The following is a 22,393-nucleotide window of genomic DNA, read 5'->3' as shown; positions in this document are numbered from 1 at the left end:
AGATCCTGCCACATTGTCCAAGAATTCCGGCCATGAAGATCATCACCCCCTCGCCCGCCGAACTCACGCTGGGCCGCGCGGCCACACCGACCGCGTTCATCCGCGCGATCGTCACCGCGTACCGTCAACGGGGGATGGATCCGGCCAGTGCGCTGCGCCAGGCGCAGATTCCCGCCAGCCTGCTCGACGACCCCGACGCGCACGTCACCGCCGCGCAGATGGAAACCATCTCGGGCATCGCCATGCAGGCGCTCGACGACGAGGCGCTGGGCTGGTTCTCGCGCCGCCTGCCCTGGGGCAGCTACGGCATGCTGTGCCGCGCCTCGCTGAGCTCGCCCACGCTGGAAGTGGCGCTCAAGCGCTGGTGCCGCCACCACCGCCTGCTGACCGAGGACATCGTGTTCGAGTTCGGCCAGACGGGCAGCCAGCAGCGCGGCACGGCGGCGGTCCGCGTCGTCGAGAACGTGGAACTCGGCGAACTGCGTGAATTCTGCCTGCTCACCACGCTGCGCTACCTGCTGGGCTACGCGAGCTGGCTGATCGACTCGCGCATCGCGCTGACGGAAACCCGCTTCCCCTTCCCCGCGCCGCGCCATGCCGACGCCTATTCCCACCTATTCCCCTGCCCACTGCACTTCGACGCCGACACCGCCGGCTTCAGCTTCGACGCCCGCTACCTGTCGCTGCCGGTGCGCCGCGACGAGCGTGCCTTGCAGACGATGCTGCAGCGCGCGCTGCCGCTCACCGTGCTGCAATACCGCCGCGACCGCCTGCTGGTGCACAGCGTCGCGCAGATCCTGAACGCCGCGCCCGGCGGCGCCCACACCGCCGAGGACGTCGCCGCCCGGCTCAACCTGTCGGTACGCACCCTGCACCGCCAACTGAAGGACGAAGGCGTGTCGCTGCAGCGGCTGAAGAACGAAGCTCGCCGCGAACACGCCGTCCGCCTGCTGCTGCAGACGAAGAAGCCGATCAAGCAGATCGCCGCCGCGGTCGGCTTCGACAGCGAAAAGAGCTTTGCGCGGGCGTTCCGGAGCTGGACGGGGGCGGCGCCGAGCGCGTTCAGATCGGAGGCACTGGACGGACTGTCATGAAGTCCGCGCGATAACCAGCGACATATTGCACGCCGCCCATCAAGTTTTCCGCGTTGCGGCCGTTAACCCCCGCATCCGACGACGGCCGGAATCACGCCGCGAGCAGCGCTCCAAGGAGAACACCATGGCAATGACAGGCAACGGCATCAACCAGGCGGCAGCGGGCGGCGCGACGCAAGCCGCGCAGGCACAACAAGCAACCAAGAACGCCCAGCGCAGCGAAGCCGGCAGCCTCATGTCAACCGCCGAGACGGTTCGCCACGAGCAGAACGCCGCGATCATCACTGCATCGCTGCAGGTTTCGATCAAGGCCGGCAACGATTCGCTCACCCTGCTCTACCGCTCGGCCATCGGCAGCCTGAACGAGATGTTCGCCTCCTCCGGCCGGAACGTCAACACCATCGGCGAAGCCGCCGGGCAGGACAACTCGCCCGAAGCCACCGCCGAACGCATCCTTGGCTTCGCCACCGGCTTCTTCGACGCCTACGCGGCCCAGCACCCCGGCAAGGATCCGGAAGAGCTGGCCCGCAACTTCACCGACATGGTGCGCGGCGGCTTCGAGAAAGGCTTCAAGGAGGCACGCGACATCCTCGACGGACTGGGCGTGCTGGGCGGCAGCGACATCGAGAACGGCATCATGAAGACCTACGAACTGGTCTCGAAAGGCTTCGACGACTTCCTCGCCGCCAAACTGAAGCCGGCAGACGGAGCCGAAGCTCAGCCCAAGACCGAAACCCAGCCGAAGACCGAAAGACCGCTCTGACCGGGAAACCGGCCGCCCCTCATGACGCGTGCGGCTTCGCCGCCGCGTCATCTCCACCCAGCCACAACCACAGCGCGGTGCCCGCCAGCAGCACGGTCGCTGCCGCGCTGGCCCAGTCGAGGGCGCCCCAGCCGGCGATCCGCGAGTCGCCGATCAGCCGCACCAGCAGCGGACCGGCGATCTGGCCGGCGGCGAAACCGGCGGTCATGCGCGCCAGCAGCGGCGTCGGATTCTCGGGCATGCGTTCGCGCGCCAGTTGAAGGCCGCCCATGGTGGTGACCATGAAGGTGCCACCGACCAGCACCGCCGACACTGCCAGCACCCACAGCGACTGCTGCAGCAAGGGCAGGACGGTGCCCACCGCCATCACGCCCTGGGCGAAGCCCCAGACATTGCGGCGCGGCCAGCCGTGCATCCAGCGCGAGGCGATGGCGATCGACAGCGCCGCCGCGGTACCGAAGATCGGCCAGGTCAGGCCGAAGACGAGCGGGTCGGACACCAGTTGCCGCGCCATCGTCGGCAGGAAGGTCGCCGGAATGATGTAGCCGAAGCCGAACGCGCTGTAGCAGAACACCACGCCCAGGTTGCCGCGCCCGCCTTTCGTCGGCGCCGGCTTCGGCGCCGCACCGATGCCGGCGGGTGCCGCAGCCGCAGCGGGCGAGCCCGGCAACTGCCACAGGACGTAGGCTGCGCCGACGATCGCAAGCAGGCCCAGCTCCAGCCACAGCAGCATGGCGCGCTGGCCGCCGCCCAGCCAGGTCAGCACCCCGGTCGTAGCGATGCCCAGGCCCACGCCGATGTAGATCCATCCGCCGAGCGCGGTCGCGTTCCGCCGCGTCAGTTCGGGCAGGCACCAGCCGCTGGCGCAGACCAGCACCCAGGCACTGAAAACACCCGCGCTGAAGCGCAGCACCAAACCCAGCCACGGCAGTTCGGCGTCGCCCCAGGCCATCCCGAGCGTGGTCGCGGCGACACCGATCAGGCCGACCTGCAGCCCTCGCCGCGGGCTGCGCGCGAACCACGACGCGCTCAGCGCACCCAGCAGATAGCCGAAGTAATTGGCCGTGGCCCATTCGGTGCCCGTCACCGCATCGAGGCTGCCGTCGCGCAGCATCAGCGGCATCATCGGCGTGAATGCGAAACGGCCGACACCCATCGCGATCGCCAGCGCGACCAAGCCGATGAAGACGATCACATGCGGCGGCGGCGCCGAGGCGAAACGCCCTTCCTGCGAGGACAGGAGCTTCATTCCTTGAACCTGATCGCCAGCATTTCAGCGCTTGCGCACACCTGGCCAGCAGCCGTCAGCGATAGTTCCACCCACACCTTGCGGCCTTCGATGCTGCGCAGCCGGCCCTTGATGACAAGCTCGGTACCCATTGGTGTCGGCTTATGGAAGTCGACCTTCAGGGAGGCCGTCACATAGCGGATGGGCTCGCCTGCCGAACCCATCTCGCGCCCTTCGGCCCGATAGCTGAATGCGGCCGCCGAGGCCGCGCCATGGCAATCGAACAGGGAGGCAATCAGGCCGCCATAGACGTGATCCGGCACGCCGCCGCTGTACTTCGCGTCCGGCAGAACCCTGGCCACCGTGTCGTCGCCGTCCCAATGACTCTTCAGGTGATGTCCTGCCGGATTGTTCCTGCCACAGCCGTAGCAGTGGCTGAATTTCTCGGCATAGACGTCCTGGAATGCAATGCTCATTTCGTTTTCTCTGGGATGAAACCCGTCAAGGCGCATGGATTTGCGCAAGCGCCGCCATCACCAGCAGCAGGGTGACGGCGGACAGCAAGGTCTGGAACGTGATGAGGCCGGCCATCAGGTGGCTGTCGCCGCCGAGCTGGCGCGTGAGCACGTAGGCCGACGGCGCGGTGGGCAGGGCGAAGAACACCACCACGACAACCGTTTCGATTTCGGGCAGCCCCAGCAGCCAGGCGCTCAGGAAGGCGACCGCCGGCACCGCGAGCAGGCGGACCAGGCTGTTGCCGAGCAACGCGGCGCCCTGCCCGCGCAGTTCCTCGAGCTTCAGCGCCGCCCCCACGCACAGCAAGCCGAGCGGCAGGCTGGTATTCGCCAGCAGGGTCAGCAGCCTGTCGGTGCCCCATTTCAGCTCCAGCCCGGAAAGATTGAACAGCGCCCCGGCCAGGCAGGCCAGGATCAGCGGATTCTTGATCACCGGCACCAGCAGCGACCTCACGCTCCGGCTCCTGTCGGCCGACAGCGCCAGCACCGACAGCACATTCACCGCCGGCACCAGCACCGCCAGGATCACCGCGGCGAACACCATGCCTTCCTTGCCATACAGCCCGCTGACGGCGGCGATGCCCAGATAGGTGTTGAAACGCAGCAGGCCCTGGAGCTGGACGCCGAAGCGCGCCGCCGGCCACTGCCTGATCCGGCGGGCGGCGAGCAGGCCGGCGGTGACCACGCCCAGCACGACCACCAGCACGACGAGCAGGCGCGGCAGCGCCGGATTGTTCAGCGGCGCGCCGCTGAGGCTGCTGAACAGCAGCGCCGGAAACAGCACGAAGTAGTTGAAGCGCTCCGCCCCCGGCCAGAACCCGGCTCCCGGAAACCCGGAGCGCTGCATGATGTGGCCGACCACGATCAGGACGAAGAGCGGCCAGAGTGAAAACAGGATGTCGCTCATCAGGCGTAGCTTGCCCCCATGCCTGCACGCACGTCCTGCTGAATCCCGTACTGCGGGAACGGGTAGCGGAAGCCGTTGCGCGCGAGCGCCTTCATGCCTTCGATGGCCTTGTCCAGATGATCCGGCGGCAGCGCCATCAGCATCTCGTCGTCCAGCACGCCGCCGTAGCGGCGTTCGGCGAAACAGGGGATCGACAGGCTGGGTTCGCGGGTCTTCAGCGCGCGGCCCCAGGAATCCGCACAGGCGGATTCACCGACCACCGACCAGTCGAACTTCCGGTAGCCGCTCCACTGCAGGCCATTGATGAAGTACATCATCGCCCCCGGCGTGGCGTAGAACAGCACGATGTCGGGCGGATCGAGCCGGCCGCTGGCGAGCGGCGAAATCGCCAGCGCCTCGTACCTGCCATCCTCGACGCAGTGCATCGCCGCCTGGTGCGCGGCCGCATCGCCGGCGGTCTTGAACCAGTGGCCGACCATGAACTCGCCGCTGCGCCATTCGGCATCCTTGGCATTGCCCAGGCCGACGACCGAACGGCACTGCGGGCCGTAAAGGTTTTCCGCGGTGACGCCGACCGTCCAGCCCAGCCTGGCGGCCTGCGCGACGAGCTGGTCGAGGTTGTACACCGACGCGGGACGCCGGATCTTGGGGATGGCCTCCATGTCGGACCTGCTCTCGTACAGTTTCATGCCGAAGACGAAGCTGCGGAGCTTGAGCAACTGCTCCAGTTCCTGCGACCTGCTTTTCCAATCGACGCTCATCCTGCCTCTCCAAAGCGATGGCCGGCGCAGAACGCGCCGGCTCCGGAGTTTAGCGCCCCATCGAGTAGAACTCGGCGTTCGGCCGCATGCTGGTGACGTTGGCGATGCGGTTGGACATGCCGAAGAAAGCCGCGATACCCGCGATGTCCCAGATGTCGTCGTCGGTGAAACCGTGCGCCTTCAGCACCTCGAAGTCGGCATCGCCGACCAGCTGGGCCGCCTGCGACACCTTCATGCCGAAATCGAGCATCGCCTTCTGGCGCTCGCTGATGTCGGCCTTGCGGTAGTTGGTCGCAACCTGGTCGGCGATCAGCGGGTTCTTGGCGCGGACGCGCAGGATGGCGCCGTGCGCGATCACGCAGTACTGGCACTGGTTCACCGCGCTGGTCGCCACCACGATCATCTCCCGCTCGGCCTTGCTCAGGTTGCCCGGCTTTTCCATCAGGGCATCGTGGTAGGCGAAGAAAGCGCGGAATTCATCCGGGCGATGTGCCAGGGTCAGGAACACGTTGGGAACGAAGCCGGCTTTTTCCTGGACGGCGACGATCCGCTCGCGGATGTCCTCGGGCATCTCCTCGAGTGCGGGAACCGGGAAACGGCTCACGGCGGCCTGTTGTGCTTGAGTCATGTACTTCTCCTTCGAGTGATGAGGCAGGTTTCGGGATCTGCCAGGTTTTTATCGATTGACGTCCACGACCACGCGGCCGCGCACTTCGCCCTTCAGGATGCTCGTGGCCAGCGGGATCGCTTCGGCAAGGCCGACTTCACGGCTGATCTGGCCGAGTTTGATCACGTCCAGGTCGCTGCCCAGCCGCTGCCACGCCACCAGGCGGTCGGCACGCGGGCACATCACGCTGTCGACGCCCGCCAGGGTCACGCCGCGCAGGATGAAAGGCGCGACGCTCGCCGGCAGGTCCATGCCCGCCGCCAGGCCGCAGGCCGTCACCACGCCGCGGTACTTCGTCGTCGCGCAGACGTTGGCCAGCACATGGCTGCCGGCGACATCGACCGCACCGGCCCAGCGCTCCCGGCCCAGCGGCTTGCCGGGCGTGGCATAGTCGGCGCGATCCACCACCTCGGCAGCGCCGAGCGCCTTCAGGTAGTCGGCATCGTTCGTCCGGCCGGTCATCGCCACCACCGTGTAGCCCAGCTTCGCCAGCACCGCGACGGCCACGCTGCCCACGCCGCCCGCCGCGCCGGTGACGAGGATCTCGCCATCCGCCGGCTTCACGCCATGCCGCTCCAGCGCCAGCACGCACAGCATCGCGGTATAGCCTGCGGTGCCGATCGCCATCGCCTGCTGCGGCGTGAAGGCCGCGGGCAGCGGCACCAGCCAGTCGCCGTTCAGCCGCGCCTTCTGCGCCAGCCCGCCCCAGTGCGTTTCACCGACGCCCCAGCCGTTCAGCACCACCGCGTCGCCGGCTTTGTATTCGGGGTGGCTGCTGTCCTCGACCACACCCGCCAAGTCGATGCCCGGCACCATCGGGAACTTGCGCACCACCGGCCCCTTGCCGGTGATCGCCAGGCCGTCCTTGTAGTTGATCGTCGAATGGCTGACCCGCAGCGTGACGTTGCCTTCGGGCAGTTGCGCCTCGTCGATGTCCTTCACGCCGGCGCGATAACCGGCTTCGTCCCTCTCGATCAGAATGCCCTTGAACATCTCACCCTCCTTTATTTAGACCGATCGTCTATTTCCGGTCAAAAAAATCAGCCTGCTGCCAGGCTGGCAAAGAAAAACCCTGCAAACACCTCGAGCGGCCTCGCGCTGCGCTCGAGCTTGGCGCGCAATACCGCGCCCTCCCAGCCGATCCAGAACACCGCCGCAAGCTGCGCGACGTCGGCATCCGCGGAAACCTCCCCAGCCTTCTGCGCTTCGCTCAGGCACACCGCCAGACGAGCCTGCCAATCCTCGAAGGTCTCCTTGAGCCGGTCGCGGAAACTTTCCGGCAGCGCCCCCATCTCCTGCCCCAGATTGCCGATCAGGCAGCCTCGGCGGAATTCATAGCGGGCCATGCCGTCCGTGGCGTCGGCCACGAAAGAGCGCAGGCGCTCCAGCGGAGACAGCGAGGGATTGGCAAGATGCCGATCCAGCTTGCGGGCAAAGAACACCCCATAGCGCTCGATCAGGTCGAGGCCAAACACCTCCTTGCTGCCGAAGTAGTGATAGAAGGAGCCCTTCGGCACGCCGACTCGGCCGAGGATTTCCTCGATGCCTGTGGCGGAAAAGCCCTTCTCGGTGAGCACCTCCAGACCCGCGCGCAGCAACAGCTCGCGGGTTTCGATCAGGTTCTCACGCTGCCTGGGCGGCCTGCCGCGGCGGCGAGGAGCTTGTTGTTCGACATCCATGCGGCGACATTAAACTGATCGTCTCTTAAAATCAAGCGGAAAGATCGTCAAACTGCACGCGACCTGCCACACCACAAGACGAGGAGCCAGCCGAGCATGCTGCCGGCAAGGCACCCCATCGACCCGATACCAATGCTGGCGGTCAGAGGATGGCCGAGATGAAAATAGGCAAGCGCATTGCCAATGCCAAAGCCGGCAACGGCAAACCGGCTGACTTGGCGCCGTCGTGCCTCGATGGCCTCCTGCTCGCAGCGTTTGCAGCGGGCTTCTTCCTGAGCACGGATGCCCGGTTCAAGTATTGCGCGGGCTACGGCGTCTGCTTGGTTCTTGTTCATGAAATTGCCAAGGCCGGGTCGGGACTCGATAGGGAACGAATGAAGTCTAGCACCGCCCAAACCGCATTCGATCATGCAAGAAGCATCAACAAGTCCGATGCAATAGCTGACGATAGCCACAGGAAGCCTCAAATGGGACCAGTCCCAAGTGGATAAAGCCCACGACGTACCTCACAAAAAAGAACAGCCGGTGCGCCCGACATGAGCAGCACCGGCCATTCGCCGAAATCTCGAATCCGCGCCGAACCGGCGCAGCTTTCAGCCTCCCTGCACCAGCAGATCCCCGGTGATTTCGGAAACGCTCTTCACGCTGGTCAGCGTCATCGCCACCCGCATTTCCTTTTCCAGCAGGTCGAGCAGATTGCTCACGCCCGTCTGCCCCTGAGCGGCCAGCGCGTAGATGAAGGCGCGGCCGATCATGGTGCAGTCGGCCCCGAGGGCAAGCATGCGCACCACGTCCAGGCCGTTGCGGATGCCGGAGTCGACCAGGATCTTGATCTGGCCCTTCACCGCGTCGGCGATGGCCGGCATCGCGCGGGCCGAGGACAGCACGCCGTCGAGCTGGCGGCCGCCGTGGTTGGAAACGATGATGCCGTCGGCGCCGAAGCGCACGGCGTCCTTGGCGTCTTCGGGGTCGAGGATGCCCTTGATGACCATCGGGCCTTTCCAGAAGTCACGGATCCATTCCAGATCCTTCCACGAGATCGAGGGGTCGAAGTTGGCCCCCAGATAGCCCATGTAGTCTTCCAGGTTGATGTCCTTGCCCTTGTAGGTGGAGATGTTGCCCAGGGTGTGCGGCTTGCCGTTGAGACCGACGTCGATGGCCCAGTGCGGGTGCAGCACGGCCTGGATGTAGCGGCGCAGCGCGGCGTTGGGGCCGCTCATGCCGGAGTGGGCGTCGCGGTAGCGGGCGCCGGGCACCGGCATGTCAACGGTGAACACCAGCGTCGAGCAGCCGGCGGCCTGGGCGCGCTCGAGCGCGTTCTGCATGAAGCCGCGGTCCTTGAGCACGTAGAGCTGGAACCACATCGGCCGCTTGAGCTTGGGCGCGACTTCCTCGATCGGACACACCGACACGGTGGACATCGTGAAGGGGATGCCCTTCTTGTCGGCAGCGACTGCGGCCTGGACTTCGCCGCGACGCGCGTACATGCCGGTGAGGCCGACCGGCGACAGCGCGACCGGGATGGAGAGCTTTTCGCCGAACAGCTCGATGCTGGTGTCGAGCTGGCTCATGTCCTTGAGCACGCGCTGGCGCAGCGCGACTTCGGCAAGGTCTTCGACGTTGCGGCGCAGGGTCTTTTCGGCATAGGCGCCGCCGTCGATGTAGTGGAACAGGAAGGGCGGCAGGCGCTTTTGCGCGGCGGCCCGGTAGTCGCTGGCAGAGGAGATGATCATTGCGTTTGTCTTCCTTGATAGCTGGATCGGGATGACGAAGCATCAACCCGGTTCATCGGGAATCAACGTGGGCACACGCGCTTCTTCAGGCAGGCGGCCGTAGCGGGCGCGCCTGGCGTCGTCGTCGTCGAAACGACGAACGGTGTCGCGCACGAAATCGAGGTGGTTTTCGATCAGTGCGCGCGCCCGCGGTGCGTCTCCGTCGAGGATGGCCTGCATCAGTGCGTGGTGCTGGTCCGTCAGCTCGTTGATGGTTTCCGGCGAGCTCAGCGTGAACATCGTACGCCGGCTATGCATGACGTTGGAGAACACCAGCTCGAACAGGCTGTGCATGACGCGCAGCAGGACCACGTTGTGCGAAGCTTCGGCGATGGCGAGATGGAACTGCGCGTCGGCGCGTGCGGACAGCTCGGCATGGCCGTTCTGCTGGTGGCGCACCATGACGTCGTAGCTGCGCCGGATGCGGTCCTTGTCGGCCTGCGTGGCGCGCAACGCGGCGTGCCATGCGGTGCTGCTTTCAAGCGCGTGACGGGCTTCCAGTACGTCGTAGCGGTATTCGGGGTCTGCGGTGAGCAGGTTGGCCAGGGGCTCGAACGTGCCCGCCAGCAGAAAGCCCCGCTTGCGCTCCTGGACGTAGGTGCCCGCGCCCCGCCGGCTGTGGAGCACGCCCTGGCTGACCAGCTTCTGGATGGCTTCCCGCAGGGAAGGCCGGGAAACCCCCAGTTGCTCGGCAAGCTGCCGTTCGGCCGGCAAGCGCTCGCCCGGCTGCCACTTGCCTTGCCGGACGAGGGTATGCAGTTGCTCGGCGATCTGATCAGCCAGGCGCATCACGTGCTTCCTACCCTACTCAGTGCGCCGCATGGACGACCGGGATCATCCACGGGAAGACGTAAGCCTGCAGCGTCGTCATCGCACCGATGATGGCGGCGAAGATCAGGCTGTGCTTCACCGTGAAGCGGAACAGATCGGATTCCTTGCCCGCCAGGCCCACGGCCGCGCACGCGATGGCGATGGATTGCGGCGAGATCATCTTGCCGGTCACGCCGCCCGTCGTGTTGGCCGCCACCGTCAGCACTTCCGGCAAGCCAAGCTGCTGCGCCGTGGTGGCCTGCAGCGCGCCGAACAAGGCGTTAGCCGAGGTGTCGGAACCGGTCAGGAACACGCCGATCCAGCCCAGGAAGGGCGAGAAAAAGGTGAAGGCATCGCCGGTGTGGGCCAGCGCCAGCGCCAGCGTGGCGGACAGGCCGGAGTAGTTGGCGATGAAGGCGAAGGCCAGCACCATGCCGATGGAGTAGATCGGCCACGCCAGGCTCTTCAGCGTGTCGGCGAAGGTCTCGATCGCCTTGGCCGGCTTGAGGCGCAGGAAGATGATGGTCAGCAGCGCGCCGATCATGATCGCGGTACCGGTCGCGGAGAACCAGTTGAACGAGTACACCGCGCCATACGGCGTGGCTGCCGCGACCACCGGCGGCATCTTCTCGACCAGGTTGTGCAGCAGCGGCACCGGGATATTGACCACCCAGTCGGCCAGCGCACCATTGGCGGCGAACAGCGCCTTGAAGGGCTTCAGGCTCCACAGCGTCACCATCACGGTCAGGATGATGAAGGGCGACCAGGCCTTGAGCACCGTGCCGACGGTCAGTTCCACTTCAGGCTTGGCCAGGCCGGCTGCGCCGCCTGCCGCGCCCTGGGGCGGCGTGCCGTCTTCGGTCTCGAAGCGGAAGATGCGCTTGGGCTGCCATACCTTGAGGAAGGCGGTCAGCGCCACCAGCGACACGATCGCCGAAGTGATGTCCGGCAGTTCGGGGCCGATGTAGTTGGCGGTCAGGAACTGCACGATCGCGAACGAGCCGCCGCCGACCAGCACCGCGGGCCAGGTTTCCTTGATGCCGCGCCAGCCGTCCATGATGGCCATCAGCCAGAACAGCACGATGATGGTCATGAACGGCAGCTGGCGGCCGGCCATCTGGCCGATCGCAAACGCATCCACGCCCGACACCTGCCCGGCGACGATGATCGGAATGCCCATCGCGCCGAAGGCCACCGGCGCGGTGTTGCCGATCAGGCACAGACCGGCGGCATACAGCGGCTTGAAGCCGAGGCCGACCAGCAGGGCGGCAGTGATCGCCACCGGCGCGCCGAAACCGGCCGCACCTTCCAGGAAGGCGCCGAAGCAGAAACCGACCAGGATCATCTGCAGGCGCTGGTCAGGAGTGACCGACAGGATCGAGGAGCGGACGATGTCGAACTGTCCGGTCGCGATCGAGACCTTGTACAGGAACACCGCGGCAACGATGATCCACGCGATTGGCCACAAGCCGTAGAAGAAGCCGTAAACGGCAGAGGCCAGCGCCGCCGAGACCGGCATCTGGTAGAAGATGAGGGCTACGGCCAATGCCAGCACCACGGTGATGGTGCCCGCCACATAACCCTTCAGTCGCAACTTCGTCAGTGCCAGAAAGAAGAAGATGATCGGTATCAGCGCGATCAGCGCCGATATCCATACGTTCCCGGCGGGATCGTAGTTTTGTTGCCAGATCTGTTCCATTTTTGCCTTCCTTGGTCGATGAACACGGCCTCTGAAGTTATCGCTCTTCAGCTTGGCCCCTCTGCGCGCCAGCTATCGAGGGCGGTTCGCCACACTGGGCAAATCCACTCCCGCACCGATCTAATTGGTCATACCAGATCACATGCCTATCGCGCCGCGCGATTATATGAAGCCAGTTCCCGGGCAGGCGTATCGGCAATGCGGAAAAATACAGTTATTGGCACCCATTAGCAATTATTATCAAATTGGACTGACCAATCATGTTACTGATTCGCTTTCTCATCACGACGGGAGGCTCAAAAACAACAGGGCCGGCGCCGCTCCTTGCGAGCGGGCCGGCCCTGCGGGCGGGGAACGTAACGCGAGTGGTCAGCCCACCAGCGCGCGTCCGATCACCAGGCGCTGGATGTCGCTGGCGCCTTCGTAGATCTGGCACACCCGCACGTCGCGGTAGATGCGCTCGACCGGGAAGTCGGTGACGTAGCCATAGCCGCCATGCACCTGGATGGCATCGGAACACACGCGCTCGGCCATTTCCGAGGCGAACAGCTTGGCCATCGACGCCTCCTTGAGGCAGGGCCGGCCGGCGTCCTTCAGGCTGGCGGCATGCCAGACCAGCTGCCGCGCCGCTTCCAGCTGCGTCGCCATGTCGGCGAGGCGGAAATTAACCGCCTGATGCTCGAAGATCGGCTTGCCGAAGGTCTCGCGCTCCTGCGCATACTTGATCGCCGCCTCCAGCGCGGCCCGCGCCATGCCGAGGCACTGGGCGGCGATGCCGATGCGGCCGGCTTCCAGATTGGACAGGGCAATCCTGTAACCTTCGCCCTCGGCGCCGATCACCGAGCCGGCCGGGATGCGGCAGTTCTCGAACAGGATCTGCGTGGTGTCCGAGGCCCGCTGGCCCATCTTCTCCTCGATGCGCCCGACCTGATAGCCCGGCGCATCGGCCGGCACCAGGAAGCAGGTGATGCCCTTCTTGCCCGCCGCCCTGTCGGTGACGGCGAAGACGATGGCGACGTCGGCGTGCTTGCCGGTGGTGATGAACTGCTTGACGCCGTTCAGCACCCATTCATCCCCCTCCCGCACCGCGGTGGTGCGGATGGCGGCGGCGTCGGAACCGACATGCGGCTCGGTGAGGCAGAAGCAGCCGAGCTTTTCGCCGCGGGCCAGCGGCCGCAGCCAGGCTTCCTTCTGCGCCTCGGTGCCGAAGCGGTTGAGGATGCCGCAGGGCAGCGAGTTCTGCACGCTGAGGATGGTCGAGGTGGCGCCATCGCCGGCGGCGACCTCCTCCAGCGTCAGCACCAGGCTCATGTAGTCCATGCCTGCACCGCCCCATTCTTCCGGCACCACCATGCCAAGCGCGCCGAGCTCGGCCAGTTCCTTCAGCGCCTCGCGCGGGAAGGTATGGTTGCGGTCCCATTCGGCGGCGAAAGGCGCCAGGCGCTCCTGGGCGAAGGCGCGCATCGAGTCGCGGACGAGTTCCTGCTCCTGGGTCAGAATCATGATCGTGCTCCTTTCAGCCGCCGCAGCCGACGGCCGCGTCAACCTCGACCGCCACCGCCGTGGCCTCGCCGCCGCCGATGCACAGGCTGGCGACGCCGCGCTTCAGCCCGCGCTTGCGCAGCGCGCCGATCAGCGTCACCAGGATGCGGGCGCCGGAGGCGCCGATCGGGTGGCCCAGCGCGCAGGCACCGCCATTGACGTTGACCCTGTCGTGCGGCAGCTTCATTTCGTGCATCGCCGCCATCGTCACCACGGCGAAGGCTTCATTGATTTCCCACAGGTCAACTTCGTCGCTGCGCCAGCCGGCCTTGGCCAGCACTTTCTGCATCGCCCCCACCGGCGCCGTGGTGAACAAGGCCGGCTCCTGCGCATGGGTGGCATGGCCGACGATGGTGGCGACCGGCTTCAGGCCGAGCCTGTCGGCGGTCAACCTGCGCATCAGCACCAGCGCCGCGGCGCCGTCCGAGATCGAGCTGGAATTGGCCGGCGTGACCGTGCCGTCCTTGCGGAAAGCCGGTTTCAGCGACGCAATCTTGTCGATCTGCGCCTTCAGCGGCTGCTCGTCCTTGTCGACGATCACTTCGCCCTTGCGCCCGGAGACCGTCACCGGCACCACTTCCCAGCTGAAATCGCCATTGCTGATCGCGGCCTGGGCACGGGTGGTCGAGGCGATGGCGAACTCGTCCTGCGCCTCGCGGCTGAAGCCGAAGTGGCCGGCGCAGTCCTCGGCGAAGGTGCCCATCAGGCGGCCCTTGTTTTCCTTCGAATAGCTGTCTTCCAGGCCATCGAGGAACATGTGGTCCAGCGTCTGGCCGTGGCCGAGGCGGTAGCCGGCACGCGCCTTGGGCAGCAGATAGGGGGCGTTGGACATCGACTCCATGCCGCCCGCGACCATCACCTCGTTGGTGCCGGCGAGGATCAGGTCGTGCGCCAGCATCGTGGCCTTCATGCCCGAGCCGCACACCTTGTTGATCGTGGTGCAGCCGGCCGACAGCGGCAGGCCGGCGCCGAGCGCTGCCTGGCGCGCCGGCGCCTGGCCGAGGCCGGCGGGCAGCACGCAGCCCATGATCACTTCCTGCACCTGCTCAGGCGCCAGGCCGGCACGCCCGACCGCCGACCTGATGGCGGCGGCGCCGAGCTGCGGAGCGCTCAGGCTGGACAGATCGCCCTGGAAACCGCCCAGCGGCGTGCGGGCGACGGAAACGACGACGACAGGATCGGACATGCTGTTCTCCTCATTGATGTTTTGTTGCAGCCGCGCTCAGTGGCCGAGCGCGTCGAGTGCCGCCACGTAGCGCGGCATCAGATCCTGCGGGCGGCTGACGTTGAGCCCGAGATCGCGGATCAGGCCGTTCTTGAGCCCGTAGATCCAGCCATGCACGGTGAGCGGCTGGCCCTTGCGCCAGGCGTCCTGCACGACCACGGTCTGGGCGACGTTGAGCACCTGCTCGAGCACGTTGAGTTCGCACAGGCGGTCGTGGCGCAGTTCGGGCGGCAGCGTGTCAACTTCCTGCAGGTGGCGCACATGCACGTCCTGCACGTGGCGCAGCCACAGGTCGACCAGGCCGACACGGGCACGGTCTAGCGCAGCCTTGACGCCGCCGCAGCCGTAATGGCCGACCACCATGATGTGCTTCACTTTCAGCACATCCACCGCATACTGGATCACTGCCAGGCAGTTCAGGTCGGTATGCACGACGACGTTGGCGACGTTGCGATGCACGAAAACTTCGCCCGGCAGCAGGCCGACGATCTGGTTGGCCGGCACGCGCGAATCGGAACAGCCGATCCACAGGTATTCCGGGTTCTGAAGGTGGGACAGCTTTTCGAAGAAGCTCGGATCGAGCTGCTGCATCTGGCGCGACCAGGCCTGGTTGTAGTCGAACAGGTGCAGCAGGCCTTCGTTGTTCGCCTGCTCCTCGGACCACTGCGAAAGGTCGAGCGTCAGGAAGATCGTGCCTTCGATCGGACTGGGGTAATAGGCCGGCGCTTCGGTGAAACCCAGTTCGCGGTACAGCTTCACCGCGATGCGCATCGCCGGCAGGGTGTCGAGCAGGATGCGGCGGTAGCCCAGTGCCTGCGCCGCCTTGATCGCCTCCAATGCCAGCTTGCGGCCCAGGCCGTGGCCGCGCGCATCGGGATCGACGTAGAGCCGCTTCATCTCGCAGACGCCTTCGGAGAAGCGCCGAACGCCGACACAGCCGGCCGGGCGGCCGTCCACCTCGGCGAAGAACAGCCGCCCGTCGGCCTCGCCATAGGCGCCCGGCAGGTTCGCGACTTCGTCGGCGAAACCCTGGTAGCTGAGATCGACGCCCAGCCAGGCGGCGTAATTGCGGAAGAACTGGCGCACCTGCTCCAGTTCGGCCGTATCGGCGGAAGTCAGCACGCGCAGGCTCAGAGACATATGAATTCCTAGGATTGTGGCAAGCAGATGAGCCGGACTGCAGACACTCAGCCCTGGCGTTCGTTCTTGCCCTGCATCGCCATGATGGTCTGCTGCATGAGTGCGCACAGCGTCCAGCGCTCGTCGCGGATCGCGAACACTTCGGCCTTGGTGATGATCAGCGTGCGGCCGGGCTTGATCACTTCCCCGCGCGCCACCAGGCGCTGGCCGTCGGCGGGAGCGACGAGGTTGAGCTTGTATTCCACCGTCAGCACGCTGGTATCGGCGGGCGTGAGCGTGTTGGCCGCGTAGCCGGCGGCGGAATCCGCGATCATGCCGACCACGCCGCCGTGGATGTAGCCATGCTGCTGCGTGACTTCGGGCTTGGTGGGCAGGTGGATCTCGGTATAGCCCGGCTCGATCACGGCCAGTTGCGCACCGATCAGCGCCATGGCCCGCTGGAGTTCGAAGCTAGCCCGCACGCGTGCGGCATAGCCGGGGTCCTTGGGCTGAAACTGCGGCATTTCCGGACGCATGGTGATCTCCTTCGCAAGCCTGCTCTCGCAGGGTCCTCATTCCGGCGCGTATTTTCTTTGTTTTTACGTTTACGTCGAACGTAAGATTGAACTTGCCAAAACCGGGAAGCATCGCTCAATCGGCCACGGCACGGCCCGTGCCGACACCATCGATGTGCCTGACCAGCTGCGCCCTTGCCGCTGCAGCACCGGCAGCATTGTGGCCGAGCAGGGCATGGCATTGCTGCTCGAGCATGTCGATCTCGAGCAGTACCGCCTCGATGTCGAGCCGCTGCTGCTCCAGCGCCGCACGGCGCTCCTTCAGCACATCGAGGAAGAGTTCGAGTTGCGAAGCGGAATTGTGTACGCCACCGTACATGTCGAGCAGTTCGCGGATCTCGGCAAGCGACAGGCCCAGCCGCTTGCCCCGCAGCGTGAGCTTGAGTCGGGTACGGTCGGCCTTGGTGTAGATGCGGGCACGCCCGGCCCGGGCCGGGGTCAGCAAGCCCTGGTCTTCGTAGAAACGAATCGCCCTCGGCGTGATGTCGAATTCGCGTGCGAGTTCGGTGATGGTGTAGGTTTGTTCGTCGCCCATGAGTCGTCCGGGGTGGCCGCTGACGCCGCACGAGGCGCGGCACAAACAGCAAGATATTGTTTTATAAATCAAAAATTATATAAATCAGCGGAAGTTAAGCAGATTTCGGCAGTTTGGGCAACGCCAGGCTGCCGCAAGCCCGCTACCGCGCAAGCCCACGAGGAAGACAGAATGATGCCCCCGCTGCACTACCCCTTTCCCGATCTCCCTGCCGCAGCCCATGCCACCGAAGTCGCCCCCGGCGTGCACTGGGTGCGGATGCCCCTGCCCTTTGCCCTCGACCACATCAATCTGTGGCTGCTGGACGACGGCGATGAAAGAGTGGTCGTCAACTGCGGCTATGGCTCCGACGACACGCGCCAGGCCTGGACCGGCGTGCTCGACGCCGATCCGCGCCCGGTCACGCGCGTCGTCGTCACCCACCACCATCCGGACCACGTCGGGCTGGCGACCTGGCTGGCGGCACGCGACGGCGCCAGCATACACATGACACTGGGCGAATATCTCCTCGGCCACACCATCTGGCACCAGTTGCCGGGATACAGCGTGGGCGACATGGTGGCCCAGTTCCGCGCCCACGGTCTCGACAATGGCCCGGCGCTGGCACTGGCGAATCGCGGCAATGCCTACCGCCGCGGCATTCCGGAGCTGCCGTCGCGCTACGAGCGCATTCGCCACGGCAGCACGCTGCAGATCGACGGCCGCGAATGGCGCGTCATCGTCGGCTACGGCCACGCCCCCGAGCACGCCAGCCTGTACTGCGCCGAGCTCGGCGTGCTCATTTCCGGCGACATGCTGCTGCCTCGCATCTCGACCAACGTCAGCGTCCATGCTGCAACGCCACATGACGACGCCCTCGGCTATTTTCTCGACTCGATTCAGGAACTTTGCGCCTTGCCCGATGACACGCTCGTGCTACCATCGCACGGCAAACCTTTCAAGGGTATCCGGTCAAGAGTGGAGCAGCTCGTCACCCACCACCGCGAGCGCTGTGCGGCATTGCAGGCCGAGTGCCGCAGTGCACGAACGGCGGGCGAAGTGCTGGCGACGCTGTTTCCGCGCGAGCTGGATACCCATCAGGTCATGTTCGCCATGGGGGAGGCCATTGCCCACCTCAACTACCTGGAGGAGCGGGGAGAGCTCCGCCGGGAAGTCGGTACGGACGGCCTGATCCGTTTCATCGATAGCAAGCAATGAAGAAACCTGCCGGAGAGACATTCCGGTCGCCAACCAGGAGCTCAAACAAGATGGCTGCACCCTCCACCGAAACCGCTCGTCCTGAATTGCCCGATCCGCAGGAGGTCGCCAAGACCTACGCCGAAGTCGCCCGCCGTGCCTCGCACCTGATCAGCGATCACGTCAACCGCCAGCTGAAGAAGGGCATCACCGCGCCCGCCGACGAACTGGGCATCGCCCAGGCCTTCATGGACATGATGGCCAAGCTGCTGTCGAACCCGTACAAGCTCGCCCAGGCGCAGATGAACCTGGTATGGGACTACTTCTCGCTGTGGCAGCACTCGATGATGCGCTTTGCCGGCCTCAACGCCTCGCCGGTCGCCGCGCCCGAGAAGACCGACAAGCGCTTCAAGGACGAGGAATGGGAGCAGCACTTCCTGTTCGACTTCATCAAGCAGTCCTACCTGATCGCCGCCCGCCACATCCATGACACCGTGTGCTGCGTGGACGGCCTGGACGAGCAGACGCAGAAGAAGGTCAACTTCTACACCCGCCAGTACATCGACGCACTGTCGCCGTCGAACTTCGCCGTGACCAACCCGGAAGTCTTCCGCGAGACCGTCAAGAGCGGCGGCCAGAACCTGCTGAAGGGCCTGAACAACCTGCTGCGCGACGTCGAGGACGGCGGCGGCCAGCTGCGCGTGCGGATGACCGACACCTCGGCCTTCGAGCTGGGCAAGAACGTCGCCACGACGCCGGGCAAGGTCGTGTTCCAGACCGACATGATGCAGCTGGTGCAGTACACGCCGAGCACCGACAAGGTGCTGAAGAAGCCGCTGCTGATCGTGCCGCCCTGGATCAACAAGTTCTACATCCTCGACCTGCGCGAGAAGAACTCCTACATCAAGTGGTGCGTCGACCAGGGCCACACCGTGTTCGTCATCTCGTGGGTGAACCCGGACGAGCGCCACGTCGAGAAGACTTTCGACTCCTACCTGGTGGAAGGCACGCTCGCCGCACTCGACGCCATCGAACAGCAGACCGGCGAGAAGTCGGTCAATGCCGCCGGCTACTGCCTGGGCGGCACCCTGCTCGCCACCACGCTGGCCTACCTGGCCGCCAAGAAGCAGTCCGGCCGGATCTCGGCCGCGACCTTCTTCACCACCATGACCGACTTCTCCGACCCGGGCGAGCTCGGCGTCTTCATCGACGAAGGCCAGATCTCCAGCCTCGAGAAGAAGATGTTCGAGCGCGGCTACCTGGAAGGCTCGGAAATGGCCGGCACCTTCAACATGCTGCGTGCCAACGACCTGATCTGGTCCTTCGTGGTCAACAACTACCTGCTGGGCAAGGACCCGTTCCCGTTCGACCTGCTGTACTGGAACTCGGACTCCACCCGCATGCCGGCCAAGATGCACAGCTTCTACCTGCGCAAGCTGTACATGGAAAACCGCCTCGTCGAAGCGGGCGGCATCAGCGTCAACGGCGTGCCGATCGACCTCGGCAAGATCAAGACGCCGTGCTACTTCATCTCGACCATCGAAGACCACATCGCGCCCTGGAAGAGCACCTACATGGGTGCGCGCAACTTCGGCGGCCCGGTGCGCTTCGTGCTGGGCGGCTCGGGCCACATCGCCGGCATCGTCAACCCGCCGGCGGCCAACAAGTACGGCTACTGGATCAATCCGGCCGCCAAGCTGCCCGCCAGTTCCGACGACTGGCTGGCCGGTGCGCAGCAGCACCCCGGTTCGTGGTGGACCGACTGGCAGGCCTGGCTGACCGCCATCGACGGCGAGCTGGTCGATCCGCGCGACCCCGCCAAGGGCAAGCTGAAGGCGCTGGAAGAAGCACCGGGCTCCTTCGTCAAGGCGCGCATCACTGCCGCACAGCCCGCCTGATCGAAACCGACCGGCCGAAAATGAACGGGGAGGGGCAACCCTCCCCGTTTTTGTTTCTGCCGGCTTCCCGTGCCCGCCATGCAAGCCCGGCTCGCTCTCGACACCAACACCATCCTCGCGCTGTGGATGTTCCGCGATCCCCGCCTCGCTTCGCTGCGCGACTGGATCGAGGGCGGAGCCTGTGCGCTCGTCTCGCGCGAGGACGCGTTGACCGAACTGCGGCATGTGCTCGCCTATTCCCAGTTCAGGCTCGGCGAGGAAACGCAGCACGCGCTGCTGGCGGACTACCGCAGCCGGATCGAAATCCTGCCGGACATCCCCGAAGGCGAAGGGCACCCGCGCACCCTCCCCGTCTGCCGCGACGGGGACGACCAGAAGTTCCTCGAGATCGCCTTCGACGCCGGCGCCAGCCATCTGCTGACCCGCGACAAGCTGCTGCTGCGGGCCGGCCGGCACCGCCTGCTGCGCGACCGCTACCTGGTGATGACGCCCGAGCGTTTCATCACCGAGGTGATCGCTAAGCGCCCGCCAGGCGGCGGCGCAACGCGATGAGGTAGCGCAGCCCGGCAATCGCCCGGCTGCCATACCACGACACCATCTCGCCGTCGATCAGCACCGCAGGACGCCTGCCGAGCGCCTCGACTTCCGCCAGATGGCCGTCGTTGAAGTGATAGGGCTCGGACGAAAGGAACACCCGTGCAGCCTGGTCCGCCAGCGCCCACTCGAACACCGGGTAGCGTTCCAACGCCCTTGCGGGCAACGTGCGCCAGCCGACGGCTTCGAGCATCGCCGCAATGTACGTGTCGCGCGACACCGTCATCCACGGCTCCCGCCAGATCAGGTAAAGCACGGCTTCGTCCGCCAGGCTCGCGCGCAGCGCCGCGGCATCGTCCAATGCGGACTGCAGTTCGATGCTCAGCCTTTCCGCCGCCGCCTCGCAACCGAACACGCCGCCGAACAGGCCATAAAGCTGGAGATTGTCGGCCGGAACACACGGATGCGTGACGATCACGTGCGGCACGAATGCCGCCAGTTCATCGACCGTTTCCTTGCGGTTCTCGTCGATATTCACGATCAGGTGCGTCGGCGCGAGCGCCTTCAGCACATCGATCTTCACATCCTTGGTGCCGCCGACCTTGGGCACCGGGCGCAGGGGTCCGCGGGGATGAATGCAGAATCCGGTACGACCCACCAGCCGTTCGCCGAGGCCCAGATCGAAGATCAGTTCCGTCAGCGACGGCACCAGCGAGACGATGCGGGCATCGGGCCCCGCCGGCGGGTGTGCATGGCCGAGGGCATCGACGTTCGTGGAACTGGCCAAGGCAGCCCCGCCTAGATCAGCGACGGCCCCGCCACGATCGCGGCGGCATCCTTCTCGGTGATGCGGACCGTCGCCGTCATCAGCACGTGGGCGATCAGCCAGTCGCGCAGGCGTTCGGCACCATCGCCTTCCAGGCTGACGAAGGAACAGCCGATCTGTGCCGATGCCGCAAGAAAATTCACCGTCACGGCACGGCCGCGGATTTCGTCCGGCACCCCTTCGCGCTGCAGCACGAAGCCGAACACCTCGTCGCTGGCAGGAGCAGGTGTCGCCGACGGGTACGAGAACCCCTCGGCAGACAGATCATTGAGTGGAATGCGCGTGCCGTCCATCACCACCCAGAAGCAGGGTTCGCCCCGGCGCCGGGCAACGAAGCGCTGGCAGCCCCGGCGCTCGGCCGAAGCCTCGTCACCCTGGGGCGGCACGGCACGCGTCTCGCTCATTTTCCGCTGCGCTCCTTGCGGGCCCGTTCGATCAACTGGCCGACGACCTGCAGCGTGCCCTCATGGCCGCCTGCCATCGTGGCCGAAGTCAGGAAACGGCCATCGACGGCCATCGTCGGCACGCCCTGGATCTTCATCGCGCGCGCGAGCTGGTCGGCCCGCTGCAGCTTGGAATTGACGCCGAAGGACTTGTAGGCTTCCATGAACTTGGCCGTGTCGGCCACCTTGCCCGGGATCCACTCGAGCACGCCTTCCTCGGTATGCAGCGGACGGCGCTCGTCCTGCACGGCGACGAACACTTTCTCGTGCAGCGTCTTCAGGTCGCCCGAGGCCTCGGCGGCGTAGTACAGCCGCGCCAGCGCGCCGAGCTGCGGATTGTTCCAGATTGCCGGCACGTGGCGGAAACTGACGTCCGCCGGCAGCTTCTTGCTCCAGGCCGCAACCAGCGGATCGAAATCGCGGCAATGGGGGCAGCCGTAGTGGAAGAACTCGATGACCTCGATCTTGGACGGATCGTCGGCCGGCTGGGCGGGGTTCAGGACCACGAACGGATCCTTGGCCCAGGCGAGATTGGCGAGCGGCAGGGCTGCGGATACGGCGGCAAGCTGCTTCAGGACATCACGACGGTTCATTCAGGCTCACTCCAGTATCGATAACGGCCTTC

The 22,393-nt window shown here is 65.7% G+C and carries 24 protein-coding genes; 5 read left to right on the top strand and 19 right to left on the bottom strand.

From position 1 onward, the window contains the following. The first annotated feature begins 32 nt into the window (after nucleotides 1–32). Both QM748_RS18365 and QM748_RS18360 read left to right on the top strand, forming a co-directional pair. The gene (locus QM748_RS18365; protein WP_415248431.1) at nucleotides 33–1,094 is read left to right on the top strand and encodes an AraC family transcriptional regulator; all 1,062 of its coding nucleotides are present in this window, start codon (nucleotides 33–35) and stop codon (nucleotides 1,092–1,094) included. Nucleotides 1,095–1,218: 124 nt separating this feature from the next. Then, entirely contained in the window at nucleotides 1,219–1,857 is a 639-nt protein-coding gene (locus tag QM748_RS18360; RefSeq protein ID WP_415248430.1) for a DUF5610 domain-containing protein, read from the top strand. 19 nt (nucleotides 1,858–1,876) lie between these two features. Here the strand turns inward: QM748_RS18360 and QM748_RS18355 are convergent, their stop codons facing one another. From QM748_RS18355 to QM748_RS18280, 16 genes are all read right to left on the bottom strand, one after another. Beyond that, a complete protein-coding gene (locus QM748_RS18355; protein ID WP_415248429.1) occupies nucleotides 1,877–3,106 on the bottom strand; it encodes a YbfB/YjiJ family MFS transporter in 1,230 nt (409 codons plus the stop codon). After that, complete coding sequence (locus QM748_RS18350; RefSeq protein WP_415248428.1) at nucleotides 3,103–3,609, bottom strand: PaaI family thioesterase; 507 nt, start codon at nucleotides 3,607–3,609, stop codon at nucleotides 3,103–3,105. The genes QM748_RS18355 and QM748_RS18350 overlap by 4 nt, the downstream gene beginning before the upstream one ends. Beyond that, complete coding sequence (locus QM748_RS18345) at nucleotides 3,587–4,507, bottom strand: AEC family transporter (protein ID WP_415248427.1); 921 nt, start codon at nucleotides 4,505–4,507, stop codon at nucleotides 3,587–3,589. The genes QM748_RS18350 and QM748_RS18345 overlap by 23 nt, the downstream gene beginning before the upstream one ends. Beyond that, nucleotides 4,507–5,268: a DUF169 domain-containing protein gene (locus tag QM748_RS18340; RefSeq protein ID WP_415248426.1), complete on the bottom strand. Its 762-nt coding sequence runs from the start codon at nucleotides 5,266–5,268 to the stop codon at nucleotides 4,507–4,509. Before QM748_RS18340 ends, QM748_RS18345 begins: the two co-directional genes overlap by 1 nt. A gap of 49 nt (nucleotides 5,269–5,317) precedes the next feature. Continuing rightward, nucleotides 5,318–5,896, bottom strand: coding sequence for a peroxidase-related enzyme (locus tag QM748_RS18335; protein WP_415248425.1), 579 nt, complete (start codon nucleotides 5,894–5,896; stop codon nucleotides 5,318–5,320). Nucleotides 5,897–5,944: 48 nt separating this feature from the next. Beyond that, on the bottom strand, nucleotides 5,945–6,928 hold the full coding sequence (locus tag QM748_RS18330; protein ID WP_415248424.1) for an MDR family oxidoreductase: 984 nt from the start codon (nucleotides 6,926–6,928) through the stop codon (nucleotides 5,945–5,947). 47 nt (nucleotides 6,929–6,975) lie between these two features. After that, complete coding sequence (locus QM748_RS18325; protein ID WP_415248693.1) at nucleotides 6,976–7,551, bottom strand: TetR/AcrR family transcriptional regulator; 576 nt, start codon at nucleotides 7,549–7,551, stop codon at nucleotides 6,976–6,978. A 110-nt stretch (nucleotides 7,552–7,661) separates the two neighbouring features. Beyond that, complete coding sequence (locus tag QM748_RS18320; RefSeq protein WP_415248423.1) at nucleotides 7,662–7,949, bottom strand: hypothetical protein; 288 nt, start codon at nucleotides 7,947–7,949, stop codon at nucleotides 7,662–7,664. Between the two features lie 258 nt (nucleotides 7,950–8,207). Beyond that, nucleotides 8,208–9,347 (bottom strand): FMN-dependent L-lactate dehydrogenase LldD, encoded by a 1,140-nt coding sequence (lldD, locus tag QM748_RS18315; RefSeq protein ID WP_415248422.1) that lies wholly within the window; start codon nucleotides 9,345–9,347, stop codon nucleotides 8,208–8,210. Nucleotides 9,348–9,389: 42 nt separating this feature from the next. After that, nucleotides 9,390–10,175 carry a transcriptional regulator LldR gene (gene lldR / locus QM748_RS18310; RefSeq protein WP_415248421.1) on the bottom strand — a complete coding sequence of 262 codons (786 nt, stop codon included), beginning with the start codon at nucleotides 10,173–10,175 and terminating at the stop codon, nucleotides 9,390–9,392. 19 nt (nucleotides 10,176–10,194) lie between these two features. Next, entirely contained in the window at nucleotides 10,195–11,895 is a 1,701-nt protein-coding gene (gene lldP / locus QM748_RS18305) for an L-lactate permease (RefSeq protein ID WP_415248420.1), read from the bottom strand. Between the two features lie 369 nt (nucleotides 11,896–12,264). Next, the gene (locus tag QM748_RS18300; RefSeq protein WP_415248419.1) at nucleotides 12,265–13,398 is read right to left on the bottom strand and encodes an acyl-CoA dehydrogenase; all 1,134 of its coding nucleotides are present in this window, start codon (nucleotides 13,396–13,398) and stop codon (nucleotides 12,265–12,267) included. Between the two features lie 13 nt (nucleotides 13,399–13,411). After that, nucleotides 13,412–14,623 carry an acetyl-CoA C-acetyltransferase gene (locus QM748_RS18295; RefSeq protein WP_415248418.1) on the bottom strand — a complete coding sequence of 404 codons (1,212 nt, stop codon included), beginning with the start codon at nucleotides 14,621–14,623 and terminating at the stop codon, nucleotides 13,412–13,414. 36 nt (nucleotides 14,624–14,659) lie between these two features. Next, on the bottom strand, nucleotides 14,660–15,802 hold the full coding sequence (can, locus tag QM748_RS18290; RefSeq protein WP_415248417.1) for a carbonate dehydratase: 1,143 nt from the start codon (nucleotides 15,800–15,802) through the stop codon (nucleotides 14,660–14,662). A gap of 47 nt (nucleotides 15,803–15,849) precedes the next feature. Beyond that, entirely contained in the window at nucleotides 15,850–16,317 is a 468-nt protein-coding gene (locus tag QM748_RS18285; protein WP_415248416.1) for a PaaI family thioesterase, read from the bottom strand. 115 nt (nucleotides 16,318–16,432) lie between these two features. After that, nucleotides 16,433–16,891, bottom strand: coding sequence for a MerR family transcriptional regulator (locus tag QM748_RS18280; RefSeq protein ID WP_415248415.1), 459 nt, complete (start codon nucleotides 16,889–16,891; stop codon nucleotides 16,433–16,435). A 171-nt stretch (nucleotides 16,892–17,062) separates the two neighbouring features. Between QM748_RS18280 and QM748_RS18275 the strand changes: the two genes are divergently transcribed. The 3 genes from QM748_RS18275 to QM748_RS18265 all read left to right on the top strand — a co-directional run bounded on the left by QM748_RS18275 (nucleotide 17,063) and on the right by QM748_RS18265 (nucleotide 20,517). After that, on the top strand, nucleotides 17,063–18,088 hold the full coding sequence (locus QM748_RS18275) for an MBL fold metallo-hydrolase (RefSeq protein WP_415248414.1): 1,026 nt from the start codon (nucleotides 17,063–17,065) through the stop codon (nucleotides 18,086–18,088). A 50-nt stretch (nucleotides 18,089–18,138) separates the two neighbouring features. Further along, entirely contained in the window at nucleotides 18,139–19,965 is a 1,827-nt protein-coding gene (gene phaC, locus QM748_RS18270) for a class I poly(R)-hydroxyalkanoic acid synthase (protein WP_415248413.1), read from the top strand. A 78-nt stretch (nucleotides 19,966–20,043) separates the two neighbouring features. Continuing rightward, nucleotides 20,044–20,517: a putative toxin-antitoxin system toxin component, PIN family gene (locus tag QM748_RS18265; protein ID WP_415248412.1), complete on the top strand. Its 474-nt coding sequence runs from the start codon at nucleotides 20,044–20,046 to the stop codon at nucleotides 20,515–20,517. On the opposite strand, the gene QM748_RS18260 is transcribed toward QM748_RS18265, so the two are convergent. Genes QM748_RS18260 through QM748_RS18250 form a run of 3 tightly spaced genes read right to left on the bottom strand, consistent with a single transcriptional unit; the run spans nucleotide 20,483 to nucleotide 22,361 of the window. Then, nucleotides 20,483–21,286, bottom strand: a complete 804-nt coding sequence (locus tag QM748_RS18260) for a helical backbone metal receptor (protein WP_415248411.1) — start codon at nucleotides 21,284–21,286, stop codon at nucleotides 20,483–20,485. The genes QM748_RS18265 and QM748_RS18260 overlap by 35 nt on opposite strands. A gap of 11 nt (nucleotides 21,287–21,297) precedes the next feature. Next, nucleotides 21,298–21,729, bottom strand: a complete 432-nt coding sequence (locus QM748_RS18255) for a PilZ domain-containing protein (protein WP_415248410.1) — start codon at nucleotides 21,727–21,729, stop codon at nucleotides 21,298–21,300. Beyond that, nucleotides 21,726–22,361, bottom strand: a complete 636-nt coding sequence (locus QM748_RS18250) for a thiol:disulfide interchange protein DsbA/DsbL (protein ID WP_415248409.1) — start codon at nucleotides 22,359–22,361, stop codon at nucleotides 21,726–21,728. The genes QM748_RS18255 and QM748_RS18250 overlap by 4 nt, the downstream gene beginning before the upstream one ends. Between the last annotated feature and the right edge of the window lie 32 nt (nucleotides 22,362–22,393).

The organism is Thauera sp., from assembly GCF_047601425.1.
In the GTDB taxonomy this organism is placed as follows: domain Bacteria; phylum Pseudomonadota; class Gammaproteobacteria; order Burkholderiales; family Rhodocyclaceae; genus Thauera.
This window is presented reverse-complemented; position numbering and strand designations above follow the sequence as displayed.

Bases quoted from the DNA above. Each gene is read 5' to 3' on its own strand.
- QM748_RS18365 (WP_415248431.1), top strand. From the start codon at position 33: ATGAAGATCATCACCCCCTCGCCCGCCGAACTCACGCTGGGCCGCGCG.
- QM748_RS18360 (WP_415248430.1), top strand. From the start codon at position 1,219: ATGGCAATGACAGGCAACGGCATCAACCAGGCGGCAGCGGGCGGCGCG.
- QM748_RS18355 (WP_415248429.1), bottom strand. From the start codon at position 3,106: ATGAAGCTCCTGTCCTCGCAGGAAGGGCGTTTCGCCTCGGCGCCGCCG.
- QM748_RS18345 (WP_415248427.1), bottom strand. From the start codon at position 4,507: ATGAGCGACATCCTGTTTTCACTCTGGCCGCTCTTCGTCCTGATCGTG.
- QM748_RS18340 (WP_415248426.1), bottom strand. From the start codon at position 5,268: ATGAGCGTCGATTGGAAAAGCAGGTCGCAGGAACTGGAGCAGTTGCTC.
- QM748_RS18335 (WP_415248425.1), bottom strand. From the start codon at position 5,896: ATGACTCAAGCACAACAGGCCGCCGTGAGCCGTTTCCCGGTTCCCGCA.
- QM748_RS18330 (WP_415248424.1), bottom strand. From the start codon at position 6,928: ATGTTCAAGGGCATTCTGATCGAGAGGGACGAAGCCGGTTATCGCGCC.
- QM748_RS18320 (WP_415248423.1), bottom strand. From the start codon at position 7,949: ATGAACAAGAACCAAGCAGACGCCGTAGCCCGCGCAATACTTGAACCG.
- lldD (WP_415248422.1), bottom strand. From the start codon at position 9,347: ATGATCATCTCCTCTGCCAGCGACTACCGGGCCGCCGCGCAAAAGCGC.
- lldR (WP_415248421.1), bottom strand. From the start codon at position 10,175: ATGCGCCTGGCTGATCAGATCGCCGAGCAACTGCATACCCTCGTCCGG.
- lldP (WP_415248420.1), bottom strand. From the start codon at position 11,895: ATGGAACAGATCTGGCAACAAAACTACGATCCCGCCGGGAACGTATGG.
- QM748_RS18300 (WP_415248419.1), bottom strand. From the start codon at position 13,398: ATGATTCTGACCCAGGAGCAGGAACTCGTCCGCGACTCGATGCGCGCC.
- QM748_RS18295 (WP_415248418.1), bottom strand. From the start codon at position 14,623: ATGTCCGATCCTGTCGTCGTCGTTTCCGTCGCCCGCACGCCGCTGGGC.
- can (WP_415248417.1), bottom strand. From the start codon at position 15,802: ATGTCTCTGAGCCTGCGCGTGCTGACTTCCGCCGATACGGCCGAACTG.
- QM748_RS18285 (WP_415248416.1), bottom strand. From the start codon at position 16,317: ATGCGTCCGGAAATGCCGCAGTTTCAGCCCAAGGACCCCGGCTATGCC.
- QM748_RS18280 (WP_415248415.1), bottom strand. From the start codon at position 16,891: ATGGGCGACGAACAAACCTACACCATCACCGAACTCGCACGCGAATTC.
- QM748_RS18275 (WP_415248414.1), top strand. From the start codon at position 17,063: ATGATGCCCCCGCTGCACTACCCCTTTCCCGATCTCCCTGCCGCAGCC.
- phaC (WP_415248413.1), top strand. From the start codon at position 18,139: ATGGCTGCACCCTCCACCGAAACCGCTCGTCCTGAATTGCCCGATCCG.
- QM748_RS18265 (WP_415248412.1), top strand. From the start codon at position 20,044: ATGCAAGCCCGGCTCGCTCTCGACACCAACACCATCCTCGCGCTGTGG.
- QM748_RS18255 (WP_415248410.1), bottom strand. From the start codon at position 21,729: ATGAGCGAGACGCGTGCCGTGCCGCCCCAGGGTGACGAGGCTTCGGCC.
- QM748_RS18250 (WP_415248409.1), bottom strand. From the start codon at position 22,361: ATGAACCGTCGTGATGTCCTGAAGCAGCTTGCCGCCGTATCCGCAGCC.